Annotated in this window: 23 protein-coding genes and 1 tRNA gene; 10 read left to right on the forward strand and 14 right to left on the reverse strand. The window is 34.9% G+C overall.

What is annotated here, in order from left to right; genetic code table 11:
• Positions 1 to 468: 468 nt before the first annotated feature.
• The 4 genes from DIT68_RS07495 to DIT68_RS07510 all read left to right on the forward strand — a co-directional run bounded on the left by DIT68_RS07495 (position 469) and on the right by DIT68_RS07510 (position 4,282).
• On the forward strand, positions 469 to 1,377 hold the full coding sequence (locus DIT68_RS07495) for a hypothetical protein (protein WP_109359203.1): 909 nt from the start codon (positions 469 to 471) through the stop codon (positions 1,375 to 1,377).
• A gap of 190 nt (positions 1,378 to 1,567) precedes the next feature.
• Positions 1,568 to 1,777, forward strand: a complete 210-nt coding sequence (gene vapB / locus DIT68_RS07500) for a type II toxin-antitoxin system VapB family antitoxin (RefSeq protein ID WP_109359204.1) — start codon at positions 1,568 to 1,570, stop codon at positions 1,775 to 1,777.
• On the forward strand, positions 1,774 to 2,163 hold the full coding sequence (locus DIT68_RS07505; protein ID WP_109359205.1) for a type II toxin-antitoxin system VapC family toxin: 390 nt from the start codon (positions 1,774 to 1,776) through the stop codon (positions 2,161 to 2,163). The genes vapB and DIT68_RS07505 overlap by 4 nt, the downstream gene beginning before the upstream one ends.
• Positions 2,164 to 2,458: 295 nt before the next feature.
• Positions 2,459 to 4,282, forward strand: coding sequence for a M61 family metallopeptidase (locus DIT68_RS07510; protein WP_109359206.1), 1,824 nt, complete (start codon positions 2,459 to 2,461; stop codon positions 4,280 to 4,282).
• Positions 4,283 to 4,390: 108 nt separating this feature from the next.
• On the opposite strand, the gene DIT68_RS07515 is transcribed toward DIT68_RS07510, so the two are convergent.
• The 7 genes from DIT68_RS07515 to DIT68_RS07545 form a co-directional block, all read right to left on the reverse strand.
• Positions 4,391 to 4,987, reverse strand: a complete 597-nt coding sequence (locus DIT68_RS07515) for a hypothetical protein (RefSeq protein ID WP_146194154.1) — start codon at positions 4,985 to 4,987, stop codon at positions 4,391 to 4,393.
• Positions 4,988 to 5,287: 300 nt separating this feature from the next.
• Positions 5,288 to 7,762 (reverse strand): DUF5686 family protein, encoded by a 2,475-nt coding sequence (locus DIT68_RS07520; protein WP_158276139.1) that lies wholly within the window; start codon positions 7,760 to 7,762, stop codon positions 5,288 to 5,290.
• A gap of 342 nt (positions 7,763 to 8,104) precedes the next feature.
• Entirely contained in the window at positions 8,105 to 8,326 is a 222-nt protein-coding gene (locus DIT68_RS07525) for a hypothetical protein (RefSeq protein WP_109359209.1), read from the reverse strand.
• Positions 8,327 to 8,329: 3 nt separating this feature from the next.
• Positions 8,330 to 8,887 (reverse strand): LPS export ABC transporter periplasmic protein LptC, encoded by a 558-nt coding sequence (gene lptC, locus DIT68_RS07530; RefSeq protein ID WP_146194155.1) that lies wholly within the window; start codon positions 8,885 to 8,887, stop codon positions 8,330 to 8,332.
• Between the two features lie 4 nt (positions 8,888 to 8,891).
• A complete protein-coding gene (locus DIT68_RS07535; protein ID WP_109359211.1) occupies positions 8,892 to 10,169 on the reverse strand; it encodes a hypothetical protein in 1,278 nt (425 codons plus the stop codon).
• Between the two features lie 12 nt (positions 10,170 to 10,181).
• Positions 10,182 to 11,534 (reverse strand): hypothetical protein, encoded by a 1,353-nt coding sequence (locus DIT68_RS07540; protein ID WP_109359212.1) that lies wholly within the window; start codon positions 11,532 to 11,534, stop codon positions 10,182 to 10,184.
• Entirely contained in the window at positions 11,527 to 12,261 is a 735-nt protein-coding gene (locus DIT68_RS07545; protein ID WP_109359213.1) for a type III pantothenate kinase, read from the reverse strand. The genes DIT68_RS07540 and DIT68_RS07545 overlap by 8 nt, the downstream gene beginning before the upstream one ends.
• A gap of 111 nt (positions 12,262 to 12,372) precedes the next feature.
• On the opposite strand from DIT68_RS07545, the gene DIT68_RS07550 reads away from it, so the two are divergent.
• Positions 12,373 to 12,445: transfer RNA gene (locus tag DIT68_RS07550), tRNA-Phe, on the forward strand.
• 214 nt (positions 12,446 to 12,659) lie between these two features.
• Here the strand turns inward: DIT68_RS07550 and DIT68_RS07555 are convergent.
• Both DIT68_RS07555 and DIT68_RS07560 read right to left on the reverse strand, forming a co-directional pair.
• Positions 12,660 to 14,036, reverse strand: a complete 1,377-nt coding sequence (locus DIT68_RS07555) for a T9SS type A sorting domain-containing protein (protein WP_109359214.1) — start codon at positions 14,034 to 14,036, stop codon at positions 12,660 to 12,662.
• A gap of 214 nt (positions 14,037 to 14,250) precedes the next feature.
• A complete protein-coding gene (locus DIT68_RS07560; RefSeq protein WP_109359215.1) occupies positions 14,251 to 14,442 on the reverse strand; it encodes a CsbD family protein in 192 nt (63 codons plus the stop codon).
• Between the two features lie 326 nt (positions 14,443 to 14,768).
• Here DIT68_RS07560 and DIT68_RS07565 point away from each other — a divergent pair, with 326 nt between their 5' ends.
• The 5 genes from DIT68_RS07565 (at position 14,769) to DIT68_RS07585 (ending at position 18,363) form a co-directional block, all read left to right on the forward strand.
• Entirely contained in the window at positions 14,769 to 15,662 is an 894-nt protein-coding gene (locus DIT68_RS07565) for a DnaJ C-terminal domain-containing protein (RefSeq protein WP_109359216.1), read from the forward strand.
• Position 15,663: 1 nt separating this feature from the next.
• The gene (locus DIT68_RS07570; RefSeq protein WP_109359217.1) at positions 15,664 to 15,963 is read left to right on the forward strand and encodes a chaperone modulator CbpM; all 300 of its coding nucleotides are present in this window, start codon (positions 15,664 to 15,666) and stop codon (positions 15,961 to 15,963) included.
• A gap of 97 nt (positions 15,964 to 16,060) precedes the next feature.
• Positions 16,061 to 16,717 (forward strand): DUF2490 domain-containing protein, encoded by a 657-nt coding sequence (locus DIT68_RS07575; protein WP_109359238.1) that lies wholly within the window; start codon positions 16,061 to 16,063, stop codon positions 16,715 to 16,717.
• A gap of 17 nt (positions 16,718 to 16,734) precedes the next feature.
• The gene (locus DIT68_RS07580; RefSeq protein WP_109359218.1) at positions 16,735 to 17,502 is read left to right on the forward strand and encodes a carbonic anhydrase family protein; all 768 of its coding nucleotides are present in this window, start codon (positions 16,735 to 16,737) and stop codon (positions 17,500 to 17,502) included.
• A gap of 264 nt (positions 17,503 to 17,766) precedes the next feature.
• Entirely contained in the window at positions 17,767 to 18,363 is a 597-nt protein-coding gene (locus DIT68_RS07585) for a MarC family protein (protein WP_109359219.1), read from the forward strand.
• Positions 18,364 to 18,538: 175 nt separating this feature from the next.
• On the opposite strand, the gene DIT68_RS07590 is transcribed toward DIT68_RS07585, so the two are convergent.
• The 5 genes from DIT68_RS07590 to DIT68_RS07610 form a co-directional block, all read right to left on the reverse strand.
• Positions 18,539 to 19,138 (reverse strand): superoxide dismutase, encoded by a 600-nt coding sequence (locus DIT68_RS07590; RefSeq protein WP_109359220.1) that lies wholly within the window; start codon positions 19,136 to 19,138, stop codon positions 18,539 to 18,541.
• A 129-nt stretch (positions 19,139 to 19,267) separates the two neighbouring features.
• Positions 19,268 to 20,524 (reverse strand): Fe-S cluster assembly protein SufD, encoded by a 1,257-nt coding sequence (gene sufD, locus DIT68_RS07595; protein ID WP_109359221.1) that lies wholly within the window; start codon positions 20,522 to 20,524, stop codon positions 19,268 to 19,270.
• A 2-nt stretch (positions 20,525 to 20,526) separates the two neighbouring features.
• Positions 20,527 to 21,282 carry a Fe-S cluster assembly ATPase SufC gene (gene sufC / locus DIT68_RS07600; RefSeq protein ID WP_109359222.1) on the reverse strand — a complete coding sequence of 252 codons (756 nt, stop codon included), beginning with the start codon at positions 21,280 to 21,282 and terminating at the stop codon, positions 20,527 to 20,529.
• Between the two features lie 40 nt (positions 21,283 to 21,322).
• Positions 21,323 to 22,774 carry a Fe-S cluster assembly protein SufB gene (gene sufB, locus DIT68_RS07605; RefSeq protein ID WP_109359223.1) on the reverse strand — a complete coding sequence of 484 codons (1,452 nt, stop codon included), beginning with the start codon at positions 22,772 to 22,774 and terminating at the stop codon, positions 21,323 to 21,325.
• 79 nt (positions 22,775 to 22,853) lie between these two features.
• On the reverse strand, positions 22,854 to 23,177 hold the full coding sequence (locus DIT68_RS07610; protein ID WP_109359224.1) for a HesB/IscA family protein: 324 nt from the start codon (positions 23,175 to 23,177) through the stop codon (positions 22,854 to 22,856).
• Between the last annotated feature and the right edge of the window lie 58 nt (positions 23,178 to 23,235).

Below are 23,235 nucleotides of genomic sequence, written 5' to 3' on the forward strand. Positions count from 1 at the left end.
ATAGCTAGTTATTTCAATTATATAAAACTGGTATGATAGCGGTTAACCACTTTGGAATTTTAATGCCTATCGGGATCTTTGCCAGTAATAAAACCACCTAAGCTCTATTCCTTGGCAAATGGTTTGCGCTGTATTGGAACGCAGATGACACGGATGCATCGGCAAGTTCAGCAGAACTGCAAGCAACGTGGATAATCACGGATTTCTTGCGACATGAATCCTAAATATTGTCATACCTTGAAATTAATAATATATCATATTTCATAAAACTCTGTTTTAATGGAGGATTGAAGTTTAACTCTAAATTTACTGGTAAAGTATCGGATACGCATTAAAATTATAGAAGTTTTAATTTTTCAGAGAATGGTAACAATTTAGATTTATAATGTTGAACATAATTTACAACAACTTATACATATGAGAAACCCCATACTATTTTTAAGTCTATTTATAATTTATTAAAGCTCTTTGGCCCAAGACGATACGTGTTACTACAAATTAATCGACTCCGCCCAACACTTCATCGCTAATGAAGATTTCGCAAAGGGTGATTCTTTTTATCACAAAGGACTTAATTCATACAGGGTGGTTCCAAATGATTATGATAAAGCAATTTTAAACAATTACATCGTCCATAATAAGCTAGATTTCGATTTGATAAAAACAGGATTCTACAACGGATTAAAATATTCATTAGATAACTACAATCCTCCTTATTCTAAAAGGAAAATAAAGAAAATCTACCGTAAAAATAAGCTAAAGAAGAAAAAAGGTTCACTTCCTGTATATTATACATTGATTAGAGATCAAAGATCACGATCTAAAAAAAATGGAGATATCGTAAAAGCGGATAGTATCACAGGTGTAAAACTTAAAAAATGGATAGTAGAGAAACCTCATCTCTTTGATCGATTTCAAACAAGTTTTCTAGGCTCTGAAATGATTGGTACTTTAGTGATTCATTCTGGCTGGAACAACTTAGAATCAGTTCAAGATTCAATTTACAGCTTAACAAAAAAAGGTTTAATTCACAGAGATGTTTTTGGAAGTATAATAGAAAGAAGTGCACTTTACAATGGATGCGTTTTCACTATTGATTCTGAAAATCAAAAAATAGAAGAACGACGAGATTTAGAAACAATGCTTTGCAATTATATTTATTATTCCAATATTTTCGTTGGCTATGGTGGAATGCGAGATGTAGAAAGACAAGCGTTAATTTTGCCACCGATTCATCCTTCTTTCACAGAAGAAAGTATTAATAAGCTCAGAAATCACCTTTTTTATAGTGATGTGAGTATGTTGTATGGAAGCCCTCGATATTTGAAAGTTTCAGCTGAGGAGTATTGTGATTTTAGGAAGAAGCTTAGGAGATAGATTCTTTTATTGGAGGTGAAAATTATACTTTTTGTAAATTTTAAAATTCACTTCTCAAACGTCCGGTATTTTCGGACAGTTCGCGTGCACGACAAAATAGTAAAAACTTATTCAGAAAAAAAATCCCAACAACAATTAGTAAAAGGGTATTCTGATTATTTTTTTGTAAATTTGAGTAAACAGTAAAAAAATGACTGACATTCAATTATATACAAAACTATCTGAACTACCTTCCAGCCTGCATGCGGAGGTAGAAAAGTTTATTGATTATCTTCAGTACAAATCAAAAAAACAAAATCAAAAAAACAACAAAAGAGTTTCTGGTAAGGCTAAAGGTCTTATTAAAATGAAAAGTAATTTTGATGAGCCAATAGATGGATTTAAAGAATATATGAAATGAATCTACTCCTAGATACCCATGCAGTTATCTGGTTTATTACAGACAGTAGCAAGCTACCTAATAAAACCAAAACCATCATTGAAAATGGCAATAACAACTGTTTTGTGAGTATAGCTAGTTATTGGGAAATCGGTATTAAATACTCAATTGGTAGACTTGAATTGGGTACAGATTTAAAAACAATTTTTAAAATTATCGCAGATTCAGGTTTTAACACACTTCCCATATCACCAAATCATATACTTGCGAATGCTGAACTAAAATTTTATCATCAAGACCCCTTCGATAGAATTATAATTGCTCAATCCATTATAGAAAATATGACAGTAGTTTCAAAGGATGGGCAATTCAAGCATTATGAGGTTCCTATATTATGGGAAATATAAAATTTGGATAGCATTTGAGTCTGGTTTTTACGAAAAAGCATTACGCATTCAAAAGTGGAGTTCAAATAGAATTTGATTTGGTTGAGGTAATAATTAATGACTAAACATATTATCTTGTTTTAGATTAAAACATTTACTTACAAGGTTCTTGCTTGCCATCCTCCTCGTTTTTTGTCCTATTGGTTTTAGTCAAGATGATTTTAGCTGCACTAAAAGGGAAGTCATTGATAAAATTAAGAATTAGTCGTAGAAAATAATTACTGCATCCATTTAACTATTATATTGCTACTTTAAAATGAAACAATCATTACTCATGAAGCCAATTACTGGACTTTTTATCGTCTTTTTATTCCAAATAATTCTTGCTAGTTCAATCTTTGGTCAAGCTACAAACAATGTTGTTATTGATTTATCAAAAGAAATTACTAACGATAAAATTCAAGTGGAAATTCATGATTTGAACTTTAAAAAAAACAGAGACACCCTTTTTTTCCCCGCCGTTGTTTTAGGGATGTATGAAGAAAATAATTTTGGTCAATACATTGATGAAATAAAAGTTAGTTACGTCAACGGAGACATCAAGACAATAAAAAGTACTAAGCAAAATCTCTTTATACTAAAGGATGCGGCCGAGGTAACTAAAGTTAGTTATTGGGCAAAAAGCACAATAAACAACAAAAGTTTGTTCCTTCCCGCAGGTTCATTCTTTGAACAACATGGTGCATTTTTATTAAACTTCCATTCGCTTGTCCCCTACTCCAAAAGCACCATGAACAACTCCTACAAAATAACAATTAAAAGAAATAATGAAATAACGGCTGTAGGTGCGCTTCCAATAAAAAGCATTGAAGAGGAAGATAAAGATATTATTACTGCCGCGGATTATCACGAATTAATAGACTCTCCATTCCTGTATTCAAAATTCAAGGCAAAAGACACTACCTCCATTCGTTTGAAACATGGAATAATACAAATTGCTATTGCACCCAATATTTACAATTTAGATGCTGAATACATTAAAAAAACAATAGCTCCAGTTCTAAATGTATTAGAAAAGGATTCGCTTTTTAGCACATTATTCGAAGATAAATACTGTTTACTCTTTGGTTTTACGGATGAATATTCTCACAACACAGGGGCGCTTGAACACAACAAGTCATCTGTATACATCTTCAACGATACCAATGATTTCGACAATAAGCTCAAGGAGTTTGTTGCCCATGAAATTCTGCACATTTTAACTCCTTTAAATCTAAGGAGCGAAAGAATTGATGCTTTCGATTTTAATTCGCCCTTGTTTTCTAAGCATTTATGGTTATACGAGGGAGTGACAGAATACCTTGCTATGAAAGCCAATATGAATGCCAAGCTCATAGACACGCTTCAGTTTTTCAAACAACTTAGAATGAATTATAACTATGGCAAAGAATCAAATATTAAATCATTAACTCAATTTAGTGAAAACATTTTGGACAAAAGGCACCAAGAAAACTATGGAGCTATTTACACACAAGGGGCCATCACAGCCTTCTATTTAGACTATCTCTTTGCAAAAGAATCAGGAGGGGAATTGGGAATATCTGACCTATTGGCTTATGCTATGAAAAGCGCAAGTACAGATGGCGTTTTTAACGAAGAAACCTTCTTTCAAGACTTAGAAGATGAATTCCCAATAGTAAAAGATTTCTTTGAAAACATGATTATTTCCTCAAACAAAAGTCCTTTCCATGACTATCTAAATCAATTAGGAGTGTCTTTTAAGAAAGACACCATTCAGCGAAGCAAGACCTATTTTACTTATGGCTTACGACGAATTGACTATCGTTTGCCTAAGTACATCGTCATTAAAAATCAAGAATTAAATGACTCCTTGGGAATCAAAAAGTTGAAAATTCATAAAATAAATGGCAAAACGGTTAAATACGCTGATTCTTGGAAGCTTTTCTCCCCAAAATCTAACGAGGTTCTTAAAATCAAAATTAAGAAAGGATTCAAATTTAAAACGATTGAAATAAGTCCTTTCAAGAGAAGCTACCACTATTACCCAGAGCATTTAAAAATAGATGATTTAGAAAATAACATATTGAACCGCATTTTAAAATTTGGAATTGAGCAGTAGATGAAGTACCATCAGGTCATAAGGTAGAAATCACCTCATCATGGAGACTAAAAAGGCCAAATCCTGAATTGGTAGGATAATGGCCATAATGCAGAAGCCCAACCCCCATCAATTGATCCTTTTACCATGGGCGCTCCCAATCACTATACCAACATAATGGTAGCCATTCAATAAATTAAAGCCTTCTTTAAATTCTCTTTTGAACGTATACTCGATTCCCAAACTAAAATTTTCAAAATTAAATCTTAATTGTGGATATACAGCGTAGTCGAATTCAATCTCAGGATAAAGCACGTCATCTGTGGTTATAATCAAACCCGCATTCAATGAAAGTTCAAGAGACTTCTTGGAACTATAAATCACATGAGACCCTAAACCAACTTGAGCTGGAGCCAAAAGTAATCCATAGTTATGAATTCCTACTCTCGCCCAAGTAAATCTAAAAAAACCAGTTCTGCGTTGATTCTTTGAAAATGCCCGATGACTTCCCATTTCCAATTGGATACCTACAACCTCAACACCTGACATTCCATTATTATGGGAACCTCCCTTAGAAAAAAGTTTACTCCCATTGGATTCATAGATAACCGCTGGAATTACATTAAAAAACAAGCTTTGCAAGCCTAAAGTATCACTCATTTGTCCATAACCTAGGAAAGATAGATTTGATATAAAAAAGAGTAAAAGTAATCTTCGGATTATCATAAGTTTCTAAATGGTGCTTCACTAAATTAGGTAAATTTGATCAATTTATTATTAAAACTTTGTAAGAAACTTTAGCAGCAGCTTAATAAATTACCATGGAACAGGGTTCTCTCATTAACATGCAAAGGATCTTGAGCGTTCACCGCGAAATTAATTATTTGATAATTGGGCTTCCTTAAACATCAATCTGACTACAAAGACATGATTTTCAACTACTTACTCTCATCATAAAGAACTGGTATGATAGCGGATAACCACATTCTTTTATAAGGTAATTGCGAACGACGGGTAAACCAAGCTCTAAAAATTAAACTTCATACTTCTTTCATCGAGAATAGCGAAACTGACTTTAAAGGTGCTCCGGGGTTTAATTTGATTTCCATCAGAGAAGGCTACATAAGCTCCAATTCTCAATCTTCTTCGGGCAAATTTGAACACACGTTCTAATCCTGCAAACATTTCGTAATGCGTCCATTTGTGCTCTGGAACCCAAAGGTAACCACCTCCAGCCACTGTAGAAATACGGGTTCTCTTCATAAATGGAATTTTGTTGATTAGCGCTCCATTGAAATGATGAATATAATGCGATTCAAAATACCAATCCATCGTAGGTAATGTTGAGTCTAAATCTTGATAGGAATACATCGGGTTAGAAAACCAAATAGGATCTGCTCTTCGGTGATATTTCATGTCCTCTGCTCTTAAAATTTTCTGATTTAAGAATTTCCCTGTAGTTATGTGATACTTTGATGTTCCTAAGGTTGATATTTTAAACGTTTGCAGCATTCCAAAACGTATATAATCATGGTTTACCTCACTCCCTATAAAATCAGGTACTCCTTTCTCGTAAAAAACATATAAGGTTGGCCATTTAGACCCAAGAATCACCTTTCTATTGGGCTCTCTCATATATTTCTGAAAAGGAGTGTACCGAAGAGTAAAATCTGCTATTAATGCATTGTAAGACGTAAACTTTGGCGGTTCGGTATTTTCCAAAGCATTATCGAACCAACGAATAAATTTAGTGTCTTCCGGTAAAGGACGGCGATTTATATAAGTAAAGTTCGACTCTAAATACAATCCATTCACAATTTCAAAGTCATGATATAGACTGCCTGAGGTGCGTTCAATAAAATTATCCCTAAGAAAAACTTGAGTGATTGCATCGTAGGAGCGAATCAAGTCGTAATTGTGAGTGAAATTGACCCCAATTCTTGACTGCCGAAATGGATTGTAAAGATAGCGTGCGTTGGCGGAACCTTTTATATCGGAGTTGAGTAAGCCCATATCTGCACGCACGTAACCATCAAAAGTTTTTTCGTTTTTCCATTTCTTGAAATAATCGAAATCTGGACCTATTCTTGGCCCTGCAATGTAAATGGGACGAATCATAGCAGCAATAGAACTGATAGTCCATTGTGTTTTTTTCGCTCTATTTCTATGGTCAATTCCAAACCAAGCTACTTTCCAAAAGGTCACTTTATTAAAAACTGAATCTACAGAATCTAAATAGGAGGACTTGGAGAATAAATTTTCGATACTGTCCCGTTGACGAATAAATTTTTGCTCGTCTGGCGTTAAAGGCGTTAACCGAGTACTTGACCAATAGCTAGAGTCTCTCTCGTAAGCTTCTTGAGAAGTTACGGCCAATTCATTTCCAAAATACTTTTTATCGAATTGTGGATTAAAATCGTAATTTTTATAATTGACAACTGTACTTCCTTCAAACTTCTCCTTCCGGTATTCTACATCGTAGTTCATGTATTGATTTTTCAAAACACACATGCTGTCCCCGTAAATATCAAAGTCTTGAACTACCGAGAAATTATCGTAGATGTAAAGGTTCCCTTTCACAATTTTAAAGTCAATTTTTTCAACCAACCAAGTACTGTCCTGAATATAAATATAACCCTCAAGTGTTGATGAAGAAATACTTCGAGAAGAGATTTTTATCTTGTTTAATGTGGGAAGTGTATCCCTCTCAATTTTCTCTACCAATTGGTATTTGTACGATAATATTCCGGCAGTAGAAATCGGAGATTGAATCGGCGATTTACTTAAGTCATCGAGATACAAAGTATTCTGAAAAAAATTGAAATTGGACTTGGCTGTGGTCGTAAAATAGAGGTTTCTATCATCACCTCGCTTATCATACCCTGTTCTAATTTCCTTTATCTTGTTGGGCGGTGCATAACTTCTCTCCATCTCTACCTCTACCATATTGAGATTATTGAGCTGTTGCAGCTTTTTTCTTTTCAAGGCTTCAACATCATCGAATCGGGCATCGTCTTCTTGGTCTTCTAAATCCTTCTCAATATTTTCTTCTCCTTTAGAAGTAAGTGATCTTTCGTCTTTAGCGCGAATATATACATCACTTTTATAGGGATATTGATTGTAGTCGAATTGATTTTTCCGTTCAACAGTTCTCATTACGATGTCTCGGCCAACATTCCTCCTTTTTACAGCGAAGTCGTATCCTTCAAGGTCTTTAATTTTCACTGGAAAAAGCTGAATATCTTGAACGTTTTCTGTTTCTCGAACAATCATATAGTGCTCTCGGGTTTCGTAGCCCAAAGCTGAAAATACCATATAGTATTCTCCCACTTCCAATCGCATCAAATAGTTTCCTTCGAGATCTGCTCTAGTTCGCAAATCAGCATTGTTCTTTACGTAAACATCTGCATAAGGAATCCCCAGATTACTCTCATCTAAAACTTTCCCCTTCAACACATACTGCCCTAAAGCCGAATTCCCCAGCAGAAAACAACTTATCATCAGAAAGATATTTAGAAATTTAGACATGGAATTCTTTACTGGTAATTTATGACTTTCGAATTAGAGTTCATACTGAATTTTAAAGCTGGTCAAATATAAGTGGAAATGAACAATTCAACAAAATAATAAGTAAAGCAGAATTACTATTTGTCTAATTTTAAACGAAGCTTTTCAGCCATAACTTTCTCTTTATATCTTCTTTTCAGAAAAGCCTAAAGTTTACTGTTTAGAAAACTGATTTTTAGTTCTTGATCAGAGTAAAGATAATCAACAATAAGCCTTCAAGGAAGTTAACCATCAACTGTTTTGTACAGCTAATTTCTGAGAGTGATTATAAAACCACTATTTCTTTTTAATCTGTTCATTTAGAAACTGTTGGTGTTTCTCCATTCTTTTCATCATATAACGACGAACGAAGTACAACAGAATAGCAAAAAAACCAAACACATAGTAAGATGACCATCTTTCGAATCCATCTTTAAACCCCAATACAGTTACGGCGATAATGGTAATTACACCCACAACCAACCAAAACAATTGCATTATCTTATTGTACGTTTCCATATTTTAATCTTTTATAAATATTTTAGCAGTAGGTTTATAAAACTGAGCAGTATCAAAAGCAGGAGTTGTCCACGCCCCGATTCCTGTAAGAATGAGGTCAGGAGAGGTGATGACCACTGCTTTGTTTGTGTAAATTGAATCCCCTGTTTTGTTGTAATACAGCACTTCTGATTCTAGTGTTTTCTCTTGAACTACATTCAGTAACTTCACACTATCTCTTACCGTAATTAGCCCAGTTTCATCGTTTATTTCTCCAAATAAAGAAGTAAGCACGGAACCAATTGAACCATCATCGTTGTAAAAATTCACTCTTAGTCCGTCTTTGAACTTTCTCACATTTTGAGGCGGACCGTAAGTCTCGGCAATATTGGCAAAGATTTCAAACTGAGCATATCCTGAATCAGTATAAATAATATGAAGCTCTTCGCTTGTGTCATCTGGATTTTCGGGGTGAGTTGTAATTTTCTTTACCTTATCCAAATCGTTTACACATGAAAAAAAGATTCCCGTCATGAGCATCATGACAGGAATCAATAAAATATTGTGCGTTATGTTGCTCAATGGTTTAGTATGTTTTTATTGTGAAAGTTCTATTTCCCCAACAGCTCAACTCTACGGTCTCACCTACAGCTTTATCTTCATTAAAGATATCGCTTGAAGTTGGACACTGACTTTTCATTGAGCTAACTAATCCTGCGTTACCAGATTTCTCGGCCAATTCCACTGCGTAATAGTAGTTTGCTTTACGATCGAAAGTAGAAACCCCACAATCGTTAGAAGTTGCGCTTACACTTTTGGCAGCAATTTCGTAACCTTTTCCAGCGTTTTTACCTGTGATTGCTAGACCAGCAGAGTGTGCTGCTTTGTAACTTCCGATACGGAAATAAGTATTGGCAATCTCAAATTCGATATCACTTTTTTGGTCAGCACTTTCTGCCATTCCTAAAGCTTCTTTAAAAGTCGAAATTGCTGCTGAAGTACTACCTCTGCTAATTTGTAATTTCGCTTTAGCCAAAACTGCATCCACTGAAGGGTCAATTGCAATAATTGTGTCTACTAAGTGGGCATAAACTTCATTTTTTGTACACTCTTGCTTTTCGAGTAAGGCCATGAAATTTTTCACAGTAGATTTTTTTGCTTCAAGTTCTTGTGGCAATTCCGTCATAAAACTTTCGATCTCAGGAACAATTGACTCACAATCTGTCACGGCTCTATTCATATAAACAGAAACAAAATCGATAATCTCTGCCCCCATATCCCCTTTACTTGCGTAATCTGATAATTTGAAATATTCAGTGATAATTCTCTTCTTGTATTTCTCCTTCGCTTTTTCGTCTTGTTCTTGAACCCAAAGATTATAAAGGTTTACATAATATTGTTGCAGAAACCCTTTATTTACTTTTTCAGCTTCATGGTGAATTCCGATTCTATATGCTTCGTCAGCTTTCTTCATATTTCCAGCTGCACCTTGCATTAAATAAGAATACCCCAAGTATGCTTGCCATTCCTTTTGAACTCCATGAGTTTCTTGTGCTGCTTCATAAACCATAATCAGCGTATCTAAGTATGCAGCCTTAGTAGAATCATCGGTTGCATTACTCATAGATCTTTGAACAGAATAAATAAAAGGGTTGTAGAAAACCATTTCTAAAGTACCACATTCTTTCTGTGCTTTTATATATGATCTTGTAACTTTCTCATATTCCTTTGCTTTGTAGGCATTACCAGCAATAGCCTTATATCTTGTACATTCATCGGCTTCATTAGTACCTTCTTGTGCATAGCTTGCAAGTCCAAAACTCAAAGTAAACAGAGCTCCTAATATTAATTTTCCTATTTTCATTTTTATCTATTATTAATCAAGTTTATATTTTCTAAACCACCTGTCATACCCAGGAGCAATATTTATGCCGAAGTTAAATCCAAAATAACTTTCCTTTAGCACTGCTGGCCCGCTATTTCGCCCCATCTCACCATAAGTCCCTGATATATTCACAGTTGAAACAGCTCTATTCATAACGATTGGAAATCCAATACCCGCTGTAAATCCTTGATCCATTAATTGCTCTCCGTTTACTTCATAAGGCGTGTTCACACTATAGGCACCAATTCGATATTTTAACCTATCGAATATGCTGATATATGCGGAACGATCGAAAGCTTGACGGTGGCGCATAAACTCTACTCCTACGCGGAAAGAATTTGAATTTACGTATTGTCCTGATTGAACACTATTATTAAAATCCTCGTTATATGATGACCACTCCTCCATTGAATACTCCATGGTAACCATTAAAGATGGAAGTTTGGAGCTTTTTGAAGTCGAGTCATTTTGTGGTGTAAAAGTATAAGTTAAACCTAGGCTGGTTTTAGTTGGAAGAAAAACATTACCACTGATATCTCCTGTTTTTATTATTGTATCGTAAAGACCTTGCTCAAAGAAATTCGAGTAATGAATGCGTGTTTGAGATTTTTCAAAGCTTAACTCCTTGCCTGGACGAAAAACTCCCGCCACCCTAAAGCTATGGGTTAGGTTTGGGCGAAAATCATAATTCAAACCAAACTCTACACCAAAGTCTTTAGCGCGAATGGATTGAATATCCATACCGCCCGATTCCACGGAATTACTAACGGTATAAGTTCTTCTTTGATTATTCAGTTTCCCAAAATAATACTTACCATTTACCCCTACAGAAAGACTTTGTTTCTTACGGTCTAAAATATTTCCTGAAAATCCAATCATAACTTCTTGTAAATCGCCGTCCCCAGTGTAATCATAGAAAATACTGTCTCCCGCAATAACTTCATGATCATTTATTTCGTATCCTCTTCTACTCAAAGGCTTTAAACCTGCTGCTACACCAAATCGATTTCCAAAAGGAATAACCAAAGCCATGTGCGTAATTCCTGAAAACCTACCTTCAGACTCCATTCCATTATTAGAAAATCGTTTTTCGAAATGTGTTAGCCCCATTGAAAATAAAGGCAACTGTTTTGCTGTTAGTGAATACGTAGATGGATTAAACAAATTCGTTTGACTAGAATCTGTCAATGCAGTTGCTGCACCTCCTAACGCTGAAATATAGGCATTACCGTAAAAACCAACATCTCCAAGTCCTCGTGCTGAATAAGGACTGTTTGTGTTAATCTGTACTAGTGCATTTCCACTTATAACGATAAATAGTGCAACTAATAAACTTCTAAACATTGTGTTTTAGTATTAAATACAAACCTTTAACGGTCAAATAATCATCCGCAAAGATGCTATTTTTTAATTCTTTATCAAATCTTTTAAGGTCTCCACCAGTCAAAAAAATTGTTAACGGCTGATATTGTTGATTATATTGATTGATAAAACCTTCTATCTCTGCCTGTATTCCATTTAAAACACCAGACATCATCGCATTTTTCGTGGAATCACCAATTAATTGCGACTGTTCTTCCAACTCCAACAATGGCAGACCTCCTGTAAATTCGTGCATGGCTTTTAAGCGCATTCCATACCCTGGTGAAATTGAACCGCCAATAAATTTTCCTTCTTGAACAAAATCAAACTTTATACAAGTCCCAATATCTATGACTAAACTATTAGTAGTTTTAGAATAATGATTAGCGGCAACTGCATTAGCGATTCTATCAGCACCCAAGGTTTGAGGAGTTCGATAAGTATCGATTCTAATAGGTAAAGGTGTTTGATTACTTAAAACAACATTTGGCTGCAGCAAATCTGCTATCCAATTACGCATTTCCTCATTCAAAACGGATGACAAAATACTTGTCACCTCTTTTTTGGAAGAAATAATTGATTTTATCTTTTCTTTTTCCTCTATTGATATGAACACCTGGCTAAGCACTTCACCATTCTCAAAATCAATAACTTTGACACGGGTATTCCCAGCATCCACTACACAAAACTTGGTCTTTTCCTGCTTCACATTGCAAAGTTAATAGAAGATTTTTAAAAAATAATTCAAAATGATGCTTCCAGAATAGAATTAGTTTATATCTTTGCACCCACCTAATCAAATAAGCAGTTTAAAAACAACGGTGATGTAGCTCAGTTGGTAGAGCAAAGGACTGAAAATCCTTGTGTCGGCGGTTCGATTCCGTCCATCACCACAGATTAAACCCAAAATATTGAATTCAATATTTTGGGTTTTTTGTTTTAAAACGCTTTCAAAAAGCCTAAACAACTCACTTGAACTTAAACAACGAGCTTGTCTCTAAAGTAAAAACACATCTAAATATACAGAAATCAAAAAAGGGCTCCTCAGTTGAAGAACCCTTTTTGTGATAAATAGGAAGTTTAAAACTTCAATAATTTACAATCAAACTATTTTACAATTTTCTTTGTAATAGCTCCATTTTCAGTATTCACCATCAACATGTAAACTCCTGAATTGATTTTTTGAGTATCTATTTTTGCTTGATTTCCGCTTAAAGAACCTTCTTGGATAACTTTTCCAGAAATTTCGTAAATCACGTAGCTATTCAAATTAACATCTGAAGAAATGTTTAATTCAGCATTAAACATGTTTGGATAAACATTCATTTCAACCTTTACATTGTCAAAAGCCTCTACTGAAGCTGTTCCGCCAACAAAGCCTGGATAACCATCATTTTCAAAAGAATTCAATTTCCATGGGCCATTAGCATCACCTGCATTTAATAAATCAACCATTGCAGTTGTTTTCATTTCAGCAGTAGTTTTTGCTGTGATATCTGGAGTGCCAGGAGCACCTTGCCATCCTCCAACTGCATCAACATGTTGAGAAGTCTCCGTATCCCAAAAGTTATTCAAGGTTCCAACACTTCCTCCAGCACCAATAAATCCACCATCAAATTCAGGCCCAACTGCTGTTCCAGTTGAATAAGAATTAGAAATTGAAATTAAAGCTGTCGCGTGACCAACCAATCCACCTGCATGACCATTTACCACAACAACGTTTGAGCGCGAGTAACAGTTATCAACTGTATTTTCCAAAGTTCCTGGAAAACCAATCACAGATGCTCCGATCAACCCACCAGCTAGATGATTCGCACTAACAGTTCCTCTAGAATATGATTCAGAAATTGAAACTCCGTTGTGTGGGGAACCTAAAAGTCCTCCTACTTGCGCATCTCCATTCACAGCACCCTCAGCAGAACACGCTGAAATAGATCCGTTTTCAACCATATCCCCAATTAATCCACCAACATTAACACCCGTAGATTCAATCGTAACTCCTGATGCATGACAGTTAGTAATTACAACATTCTGCCAAGCATTTCCAACTAGAGACCCTGCACTGTCTATACCTTTCACTGTAGGGTTTTCTAACTTAACGTTAACTATTGTTGCATTAATAACGCGACCAAAAAGTCCAACCATGTGATCATTTGGCATATCAACATTTAAATTACTTATCACGTGGCTATTTCCATCAAAAGTTCCAGAAAATGTGTTTACATCATCTACTCCAATTGGTGACCACAAGTGAGCACCCAAATCTAAATCTCCATCAATATTAATTGTAGATCCAGCAAAATCATTTCCTCCTGCTACTAAAACAGACAATCCGGCTAACTCAGCAGAAGTAGTTAAGGTGAAGTTTGTACTTTGAGCGTTATACCATTGCGTATCGGCATTATCGCTCCAAAGTGTTGTTTGAGCGAACATGGCGCTTGTCATTCCTAATAAAATGCTTAAAAAAAGTAAAGTTTTCTTCATAAGAATTTCGTTAAAGATTATAATATTTCTATTTCGACAAAATTACCTTAAAGTTGTATTAAAGAATAATCGCAATAGGATTTAACATGCATTTCTAATAATCATTCTTGTATTCCTAACCATAAGATTCGAAGTATATTGCTACATTTTATCCCACAAAAAAAAGGTGAACATAATGCTCACCTTTCATGTATTCAATTATTTAAACCACTGACTATAGTTCGTCAATGTATTTTTTAATTGTTTCTTTCGCTTCTCCTGTTTTCTTTTGAAGTCTTCCAAGAAGTTCATCCTCTTTTCCTTCTTCATATTTCAAATCGTCATCTGTAAGGTCGCCATATTTCTGCTTTACCTTACCTTTTAATTCATTCCAATTTCCTTTAATCTTGTCTTCTGTTGATCCCATGTTTGTTTATTTTAAATTAATAATTGTTTGTTGATTGCAAGGTACGAAATATGTAGGCTTTTTGAAAATATACGCTGTTAAAGAAATTTAAATCCTATGCTCTTAACACCTGTTAACATTGACGTATTCGAGAAAACTAATGCATTCAACTTTACTCAATTCAAGGCAACAGATTACAAAGAAAACCCAATAAAGTGCCTTTTAAATAGTGCCTTTTAATATTGTAAATTTTACTTTAAAAGCTTAACTTAGGAAAATGGTCAGCAATGAATTATTTCGAATAATTATACTGACTTTAATTTAACGTTCAAATAAAAATACAAACAATGGACTTTGTAGATTACTATAAAATTTTAGGGGTAAGCAAGGGAGCGAGTGACAAAGAAATCAAGAAAGCTTACAGAAAGTTGGCCCGAAAATATCATCCTGACTTAAACCCTGATAACAAGGAGGCAGAGAAGAAATTCAAAGAGATCAATGAAGCGCATGAAGTACTGAGCAATCCAGAAAACAGGGAAAAATACGATAAATACGGTAAGGATTGGATGCACGGTGAAGAATTTGAGAAAGCTAGGCAGCAGCAATCTTATCAAAGACAACAATATTCTGGAGGAGCTGGAGGACAAGGCTTTTCGGGCAGTGATTTCTCTGACTTTTTTGAATCTATGTTTGGCGGTGCAGGTGGCTCTTCGGGTCGTGGTGCAGCCCAGTTCAAGGGTCAAGATCTTAGTGCAAGTTTAGAACTCAACTTAACGGAGATTTATGAAACACATAAGAAGGTACTCACATTAAATGGCCAAAAAATCAGATTGACAATTCCTGCAGGTATAGAAAACGGTCAAATCATTAGAATCAAAGGAAAAGGTGACGAGGGAATGAACGGTGGTCCGAATGGGGATTTACTCATTAAATTCAGTATTATAAACAACACCAAATTCAAAAGAGATAAAGAAAACCTATATTCTACAGTTCACCTAGATTTATACACAGCACTTTTGGGTGGCGAGATTACGGTTGATACATTTGACGGCAAAGTAAAGCTTAAAATTGCAGCAGAAACCGCGAACGACACAAAAGTAAAACTGAAAGGAAAAGGCTTTCCTGTTTACAAGAAAGAAAGGGATTTTGGTGATTTAATCATTACTTACCAAATTGATATTCCTACAAATCTATCTGCCAAGGAAAAAGAGCTATTCAAAGAACTTCAAAAATTAAGATAAGATGGAAAAGCAAGAATATATATTGATAAAAACACTTTGTGTTCATTATAAAATTGAGATCTCTTTCATTAAAGAATTGAATAATGTTGGACTTATTGAAATTAAACGGTTTGAAAATGAAGAAGTAATTCATGAAGAAAAGATTGGTGATTTAGAAAAAATGATTCGCCTTTATCATGAGTTAGACTTAAATATTGAAGGAATTGATGTTGTATTCAATCTGCTTCAAAAAGAAGTTCAACTCAAAGAACAAGTAAAAGAATTGCAAAACAGACTGCGATTTTATGAGGATGAACTCTAATAGGATTAACCTTAGAATAAACTCTTTAAACAAGCCAAAAGAAACATTAATTACACCGATTGAATTAATAAGTAATAGTTTTGCAAAAAAAATTGAAATGAGAAACATATTTATTCTTCTCCTGGTTTTATTACCCTTACATGGATTGACACAAAAAAGTGACTTTGGAAATTGGCTTAATTATTTTGGTAGCAAAACAATAAAAGACAACTTTAATTGGCACCATGAAGCACAATATAGAAATTACAATGAGATTGGTGATTTGGAGCAATTATTATTGCGAACTGGATTGGGTTATAATTTAACTGAAAACAACAATAATATTTTGCTTGGTTACGGGTTTATAAGAAGCGAAAACTACATTGGAACCACAGATGAAAAAGCGATAATTAATGAACACAGAATTTACCAACAATTCATTACAAAGCAATCTTTCGGCAGGGTTTCATTTCAACACAGGTATAGATTTGAACAGCGTTTCGTTGAAGACAAATTCAGAATGAGATTTCGCTACTTTCTCTCTACAAACATAGCTTTAACAAATCCTACAATTGTTGACAATACCTTTTATCTATCGGCATACAACGAAATATTCCTTAACACTACAAAGACCATTTTTGATAGAAATAGACTTTATGGAGGGCTTGGTTATAAATTAAATAATAATCTGCGTTTTGAAGTCGCCTATATGAATCAATTCTTAGACAAAAGACAAAGAGATCAGCTGAATATCAATATATTTTTAAATCTATAAATTAAACTATTCTCAAAATGAAAAAAGTATTCAAATTAACTATGCTCACATTAATTGTGGCAGGATTTACGGCTTGCAATCAGGGTGAACCAGCAAAGGCCGAAACTAAATCTGATGAGCAATCGACAGAACTAGAACAACCACAAGTACAAGAAGCCTTGGTGGAAGAAATTTTAACACAAGAACAACAAGCCGCACTTTCGCCTGATGACGTAATTCAGAGCTTCAAAGAAGGAAACGAAAGATTTATGAACAATGACCTTACAAAGAGAAACACATCTCAGCAAGTAAGAAATAGTACTTTGGCACAATTCCCAAAAGCGATTGTATTGTCTTGTGTAGATAGTCGAGTACCGGTAGAAGATGTTTTAGACAGAGGAATTGGGGATATTTTCGTTGCTAGAGTTGCAGGAAACTTCGTGAATGTAGACATGCTTGGGAGTATGGAATACGCATGTGAAGTGGCGGGTTCAAAATTAGTACTCGTTATGGGGCATGAGCACTGTGGCGCAGTAAAAGCAGCTGTTGACGATGTTCAATTGGGCAACATCACCCCAATGTTAGAAAAAATTAGACCAGCGGTTGACATGGTTGAATACAAAGGAGACCGCACATCTAAAAATCCAGAATTTGTTGAAATGGCTTGCGCCAGTAATGTTAGACACACAATTAAAGAAATAAGAGAAAAAAGTCCAATTTTGAAGGAAATGGAAGACAACGGAGAAATCAAAATAGTGGGTGCTATTTATGACTTAGACACCGGGAAAGTTGATTTCATGGATTAATACCAGAAAATATCAATTCACTTTAAATATCCCCTTGGCTTTTGCTGAAGGGATTTTTTTGCTTTTATATTTAAAGTGAGAATTCCAAAAGAAATTGAATGACTTAAAAAAACACCCAAAACACCACTTACATCAACACTGATCTAGGCTAGAGAAAATAGCTGTTTTTTTATTTCATAATTAAATACAATTCCTATTGTATGACATAAAAAGCCATTATCTTTGCACACTTTTTAAGAAAACAAACAACAAAAACAGTTGATTATGAATGAGTTTTTTGCTTCTTTCAGTTTGAATGAGATCTTCAAAGCTACAATGGTTTTATTTGCTGTTATTGATATTATCGGATCAATTCCTATCATTATAAAAATTAAAGAAACCTCTGGTGACATCCATGCCAATCGCATCACTTTGGTTTCTTTGGTAATCATGATTGCGTTTTTGATTACTGGTGAGAGTATATTGATGCTTTTTGGCGTTAACGTTGAATCTTTTGCCGTTGCCGGGGCATTTGTTCTTTTCGCCATGGCTTTAGAAATGATTATGGGCATTGAATTATTTAAAGAAACACCTATAAAAGGAAAGAGCGTTGGTATTGTGCCATTGGCGTTTCCTATTATTGCCGGTGCTGGATCTATGACTACATTAATATCTCTTCGTGCAGAATATGAAATGGTAAACATTTTAATTGCGATACTTATTAATATGATTATCGTTTACGCAACGTTGAAATTAACCAGAAGAATTGAACGTTTACTAGGTCCTGGAGGGGTGGCTATTTTGAAGAAAGTATTTGGTATTATATTATTGGCAATTGCAGTGAAGCTTTTCGCTTCGAACGTGACGCAGTTGTTTCAGTAGAATTGGTTGAATTGACTTTAAATATATAAACGCTTTTTAGGTTGAAAGTTATACAAACAAAAAACCCAGCAGATAAATCTGCTGGGTTTTTTAATTTTTTTTGGTTTGGTTTTGTAGGCTTGCCCTATTAGGGCATGCCTACAAATTCAAAAACCAAAAATCCAAAAAATCAAAATTATTTTGCTGCTGCAAACCTCTTATTTACTTCGTCCCAGTTAATAACATTGAAGAATGCATTAATATAGTCTGGTCTTCTGTTTTGGTAATTCAGGTAGTATGCATGCTCCCAAACATCAAGTCCTAAAACAGGAGTTCCTTCACAACCTAATCCCATTAAAGGATTATCTTGGTTTGGAGTAGAACACACTTCTAACTTTCCGTCTTTTACACAAAGCCATGCCCAACCAGAACCAAATCTTGTTGCTGCAGCTTTAGCAAACTCATCTTTAAATGAATCAAATGAACCAAATGCCGATTCAATTGCTCCTTTGATATCACCTGTTGGCTCACCACCTCCGTTTGGAGACATTACCTTCCAGAATAAATCGTGGTTATAGAATCCACCACCGTTATTTCTAACCGCTGGTTTATCTGTGCAATTTGCTAAAATCTCTTCGATTGACTTTCCTTCAAGATCAGTTCCTTCAATCGCCGCGTTTAAATTATTTGTATATCCTTGATGGTGCTTACCATGGTGGATTTCCATTGTTTTCTTGTCAATATGTGGTTCTAATGCATCGTGTGCATACGGTAAATTTGGTAATTCAAATGCCATTTTGTATGTTTTTTAAGTTAATAAATCTGTTTATCCAAATATAAAGAATTAAAGGTGATATGACCAATCTTTACATCCAAAAAAGCTTAAAATTCTAACAAAACCAGTAGTTACTAGTGATGCGTGAAATTAAAACTTCCAACCAAAATCATTTAAGAAAAGTTCGTCAATATCTGCTCTTAAAGCTTCATTTTCAACCTTATCTAATATATCCCCAATAAAACCAGCTACCAGCAATTGTTTCGCACTTGCTGCCGAAATTCCTCGAGATCTTAAATAGTAAATGGCTTCTTGATCTAACTCTCCAATTGTTGAACCATGCGAACAACGAACATCATCTGCATATATTTCTAATTCTGGTTTAGAATTTACACTTGCTGTTTTAGAAAGCAAAATGTTTTTATTCGATTGGTAAGCTGCGATTTTCTGAGCATCTTGTCGAACAATAACTTTTCCGTTGAATACACCAACAGATTTACCATCCATAACACCTTTATATGATTCACTTGATGTACAGTTCGAATACAACTGATCAATAAGCGTATGGTTATCCATATGTTGGTTTTCTGTACCCAGATAAGCACCATTCATTTCAGTATGACAATTCTCACCTTCCACAATTACATCCAGTCCATTTCTCGTTAATTGTGCACCTGTTGTAATCGTATTGATTAAGAAATTACTGGATTCATCCTGAACAAACAGCTCATTTGAAATATGAAGAACATCTTTTGCTTCAGTTTGCAATTTATTAATTGTTAGACTTGCATTTGATTCAACGTGACCTTCCAACACAACATTTGTAAAACTATTTGCTGAGTTTTTTGAATGAAAAGTCGCTATAACTTCAGACTTCGACCCGTTTTCTGCAAGGACAAAGTGGCGCGCATTTGCAATTACTTCTTCTCCTTCCAAAACATGTATCATGTGAATCGGGTGATTTGCCTTTTTATTCTTTTTAATCTGAATAAAAACACCACCTGTTTGGTAGGCTTTGTTGATTAAAGAAAAAACATTTTCTTCAGTTCCATCCACTAAATCAGAATAATACTCTTCATCTAATTCATCAATCTTTTGAACTGAAACAGCGTCATCATCCAAAATAGTTGATAAGGATTCGTCATAATATCCATTAACAAAAACCAATTGGTGTGCATTCAAATCTGCAATCGCGTACTCCTCTATATTGGTTGAAGCTTGTGTTTGTTTATATTTTCTTTTCACGTACTTAGCCACACGTGTATATTTCCACTCTTCTACCCTTGTCGTTGGGAAATCCATCCCAGTTAAAGCGTCCAAAGCCTGCTTTCTGACTTTAGAAATCGTTTCCGGTTTCTTAAAATCCGAGACAAACTCGAGTACTTTATTATCCAAAACTAATTCCATATTTATTGCGCAATTTCTTCATTAATCCAATCATAACCTTTTTCTTCCAATTCTAAGGCTAACTCTTTAGTTCCTGTTTTGATGATTTTTCCATCATTTAAAACATGAACAAAGTCTGGTTGGATATATTCTAGTAAACGTTGGTAGTGTGTAATCAAGATGATAGAGCGCCCTTCTGAACGCAATTTATTAACACCTTCCGAAACAATACGTAAAGCATCGATATCTAAACCAGAATCTGTTTCATCTAGAATTGCCAATTTCGGTTCTAACATTGCCATTTGGAAAATTTCATTTCTCTTTTTTTCCCCACCAGAGAAACCAACATTCACTGCTCTACTTGCTAATTTGCTATCCAACTCCACGAGATTCGAAGCTGTTTTTACTTTCGCTAAGAAATCTTTAGCAGACATTTTATCTTCTTTTCGGTATTCGCGAATTTCATTAATCGCAGTACGCAAGAAGTTAATATTCGAAACACCTGGAATTTCTACAGGATATTGAAATGCCAAAAACAATCCTTCTTTTGCTCTGTCTTCCGCCTCAAGATCTAGTAGATCCACTCCGTCAAAGTCTACAGAACCACCCGTTACTTCATAACCATCTTTCCCTGCCAAAACAGAAGCCAAAGTTGATTTCCCAGAACCGTTAGGTCCCATAATTGCGTGAACTTCACCCGCTTTAACCCCCAAGTTTAGCCCTTTAAGTATTTCATGTCCTTCTTCAACTGAAGCGTGAAGATTTTTTATTGTTAACATATGCTGTAATTTTCTTTATTAAACGTTTTTATGAATTGAATTATCCTACGGAATTTTCTAGTGAAATTTCCAATAGTTTTTGTGCTTCCACTGCAAATTCCATTGGCATGTGATTCAATACCTCTTTACAGTATCCGTTCACAATAAGTCCAATGGCTTTTTCAGAATCGATACCCCTTTGTTGACAATAGAAAATTTGATCTTCGCCAATTTTTGAAGTTGTTGCTTCATGCTCTACCCTTGCTGAACTGTTTTTGCATTCGATATAAGGGAAGGTATGCGCTCCTGAACGGTCAGACAGCAACAAGGAATCACACTCTGATCTGTTTCTTGCATTTTCTGCACCTGCATGTATTTGCACTAAACCTCTGTAGGTGTTTTGAGACTCACCCGCAGAAATTCCTTTTGAAATAATGGTACTGCTTGTATTTTTCCCAAGGTGAACCATCTTAGATCCTGTATCTGCTTGCTGGAAATTATTGGTAACTGCAACAGAATAAAATTCACCAATAGAATTATCTCCTTTTAAAACACATGATGGATATTTCCAAGTAACTGCCGAACCTGTCTCTACTTGTGTCCATGAAATTTTAGCATTTCTTTCACAAAGTCCTCGTTTTGTTACGAAATTAAAAACTCCTCCTACCCCGTCTTTATTTCCTGGGTACCAGTTTTGCACTGTTGAATATTTAATTTCAGCATCATCTAAAGCAATTAACTCAACCACTGCGGCATGCAACTGGTTTTCATCACGCATAGGAGCAGTACAACCTTCTAAGTAAGAAACATAAGAACCTTCATCTGCAACAACTAATGTTCTTTCAAACTGACCTGTTCCTCCTTCATTAATTCTAAAATAGGTCGAAAGCTCCATAGGGCAACGAACTCCTTTCGGAATGTAGCAGAATGAACCGTCGGTAAACACCGCACTATTCAAGGCTGCATAAAAATTATCTGTATGTGGAACAACAGTTCCCATATATTTCTTTACTAATTCTGGATGATTTTCTACTGCTTCGGAGAATGAACAGAAAATGATTCCTAATTCCCCCAACTTCTTCTTGAATGAAGTAGCTACAGATACAGAGTCTACAACAAAATCAACTGCAGTTCCAGTTAAACGTTGTTGTTCCTCCATTGAAATCCCCAATTTTTTCATGGTTTCTTTCATTTCTGGATCTACATCATCCCAGCTTTCATATTTTTTAGTTTGACCAGGAGCTGAATAATAAGAAATCGCCTGAAAATCTGGCTTCTCGTAATTTACATGTGCCCAATCTGGCTCCTTCATAGTTGTCCATGCACGATATGCCTGCAACCTTTTTTCAAGTAACCACTCTGGTTCTTCTTTTTTAGATGATATTAAACGAATAACATCTTCATCTAATCCCACAGGAATTGTATCTGACTTAAAATCAGATGTAAATCCATACTTATATTCTTGAACTTCTAAATTCCTTGCTAAATCTTCTTCTGTGTAAGTATTACTCATCTTTGAATTATTTTATTTTTAAATAGTGTCTAGACGGAAACATCTCAAAATTAATCGTTTTTCTGTTTCCAGCCAGCCTCTAAATAGAGAAACTCTCTCCACAACCACAGGTCCTATCTGCGTTTGGATTAACGAATACAAAACCCTTCCCGTTTAATCCTCCGGAAAAATCTAATGTTGTACCTACGAGGTATAAAAAGCTCTTCTTATTAACGACTATCTTCACACCATTGTCCTCAAATGATTTATCATCCTCATGTTCAACGGTATCAAAATTAAGCTCATACATTAATCCAGAGCAACCACCACCTTGCACTCCAACACGGATGAAGCTATTCGGTTCTCCCGAATCCTCCATCAATCGAATGGCCTGTTTTCTAGCAGATTCTGTTACTTTTATCATAGTTAAAACTTCGTTTACATGTTATTTATATTAAATCTAAATAACCCTCTTTAATGTG

The organism is Brumimicrobium oceani (assembly GCF_003143775.1).
GTDB lineage: Bacteria > Bacteroidota > Bacteroidia > Flavobacteriales_D > Crocinitomicaceae > Brumimicrobium > Brumimicrobium oceani.

Bases quoted from the DNA above. Each gene is read 5' to 3' on its own strand.
- DIT68_RS07535 (WP_109359211.1), bottom strand. From the start codon at position 10,169: ATGAAAATAGGAAAATTAATATTAGGAGCTCTGTTTACTTTGAGTTTT.
- DIT68_RS07525 (WP_109359209.1), bottom strand. From the start codon at position 8,326: ATGGAAACGTACAATAAGATAATGCAATTGTTTTGGTTGGTTGTGGGT.
- DIT68_RS07555 (WP_109359214.1), bottom strand. From the start codon at position 14,036: ATGAAGAAAACTTTACTTTTTTTAAGCATTTTATTAGGAATGACAAGC.
- DIT68_RS07565 (WP_109359216.1), top strand. From the start codon at position 14,769: ATGGACTTTGTAGATTACTATAAAATTTTAGGGGTAAGCAAGGGAGCG.
- DIT68_RS07610 (WP_109359224.1), bottom strand. From the start codon at position 23,177: ATGATAAAAGTAACAGAATCTGCTAGAAAACAGGCCATTCGATTGATG.
- DIT68_RS07505 (WP_109359205.1), top strand. From the start codon at position 1,774: ATGAATCTACTCCTAGATACCCATGCAGTTATCTGGTTTATTACAGAC.
- DIT68_RS07540 (WP_109359212.1), bottom strand. From the start codon at position 11,534: ATGTTTAGAAGTTTATTAGTTGCACTATTTATCGTTATAAGTGGAAAT.
- DIT68_RS07570 (WP_109359217.1), top strand. From the start codon at position 15,664: ATGGAAAAGCAAGAATATATATTGATAAAAACACTTTGTGTTCATTAT.
- DIT68_RS07520 (WP_158276139.1), bottom strand. From the start codon at position 7,762: ATGATAAGTTGTTTTCTGCTGGGGAATTCGGCTTTAGGGCAGTATGTG.
- DIT68_RS07510 (WP_109359206.1), top strand. From the start codon at position 2,459: ATGAAACAATCATTACTCATGAAGCCAATTACTGGACTTTTTATCGTC.
- DIT68_RS07575 (WP_109359238.1), top strand. From the start codon at position 16,061: ATGAGAAACATATTTATTCTTCTCCTGGTTTTATTACCCTTACATGGA.
- DIT68_RS07580 (WP_109359218.1), top strand. From the start codon at position 16,735: ATGAAAAAAGTATTCAAATTAACTATGCTCACATTAATTGTGGCAGGA.
- DIT68_RS07585 (WP_109359219.1), top strand. From the start codon at position 17,767: ATGAATGAGTTTTTTGCTTCTTTCAGTTTGAATGAGATCTTCAAAGCT.
- sufC (WP_109359222.1), bottom strand. From the start codon at position 21,282: ATGTTAACAATAAAAAATCTTCACGCTTCAGTTGAAGAAGGACATGAA.
- DIT68_RS07515 (WP_146194154.1), bottom strand. From the start codon at position 4,987: ATGATAATCCGAAGATTACTTTTACTCTTTTTTATATCAAATCTATCT.
- vapB (WP_109359204.1), top strand. From the start codon at position 1,568: ATGACTGACATTCAATTATATACAAAACTATCTGAACTACCTTCCAGC.
- sufB (WP_109359223.1), bottom strand. From the start codon at position 22,774: ATGAGTAATACTTACACAGAAGAAGATTTAGCAAGGAATTTAGAAGTT.
- DIT68_RS07590 (WP_109359220.1), bottom strand. From the start codon at position 19,138: ATGGCATTTGAATTACCAAATTTACCGTATGCACACGATGCATTAGAA.
- DIT68_RS07560 (WP_109359215.1), bottom strand. From the start codon at position 14,442: ATGGGATCAACAGAAGACAAGATTAAAGGAAATTGGAATGAATTAAAA.
- sufD (WP_109359221.1), bottom strand. From the start codon at position 20,524: ATGGAATTAGTTTTGGATAATAAAGTACTCGAGTTTGTCTCGGATTTT.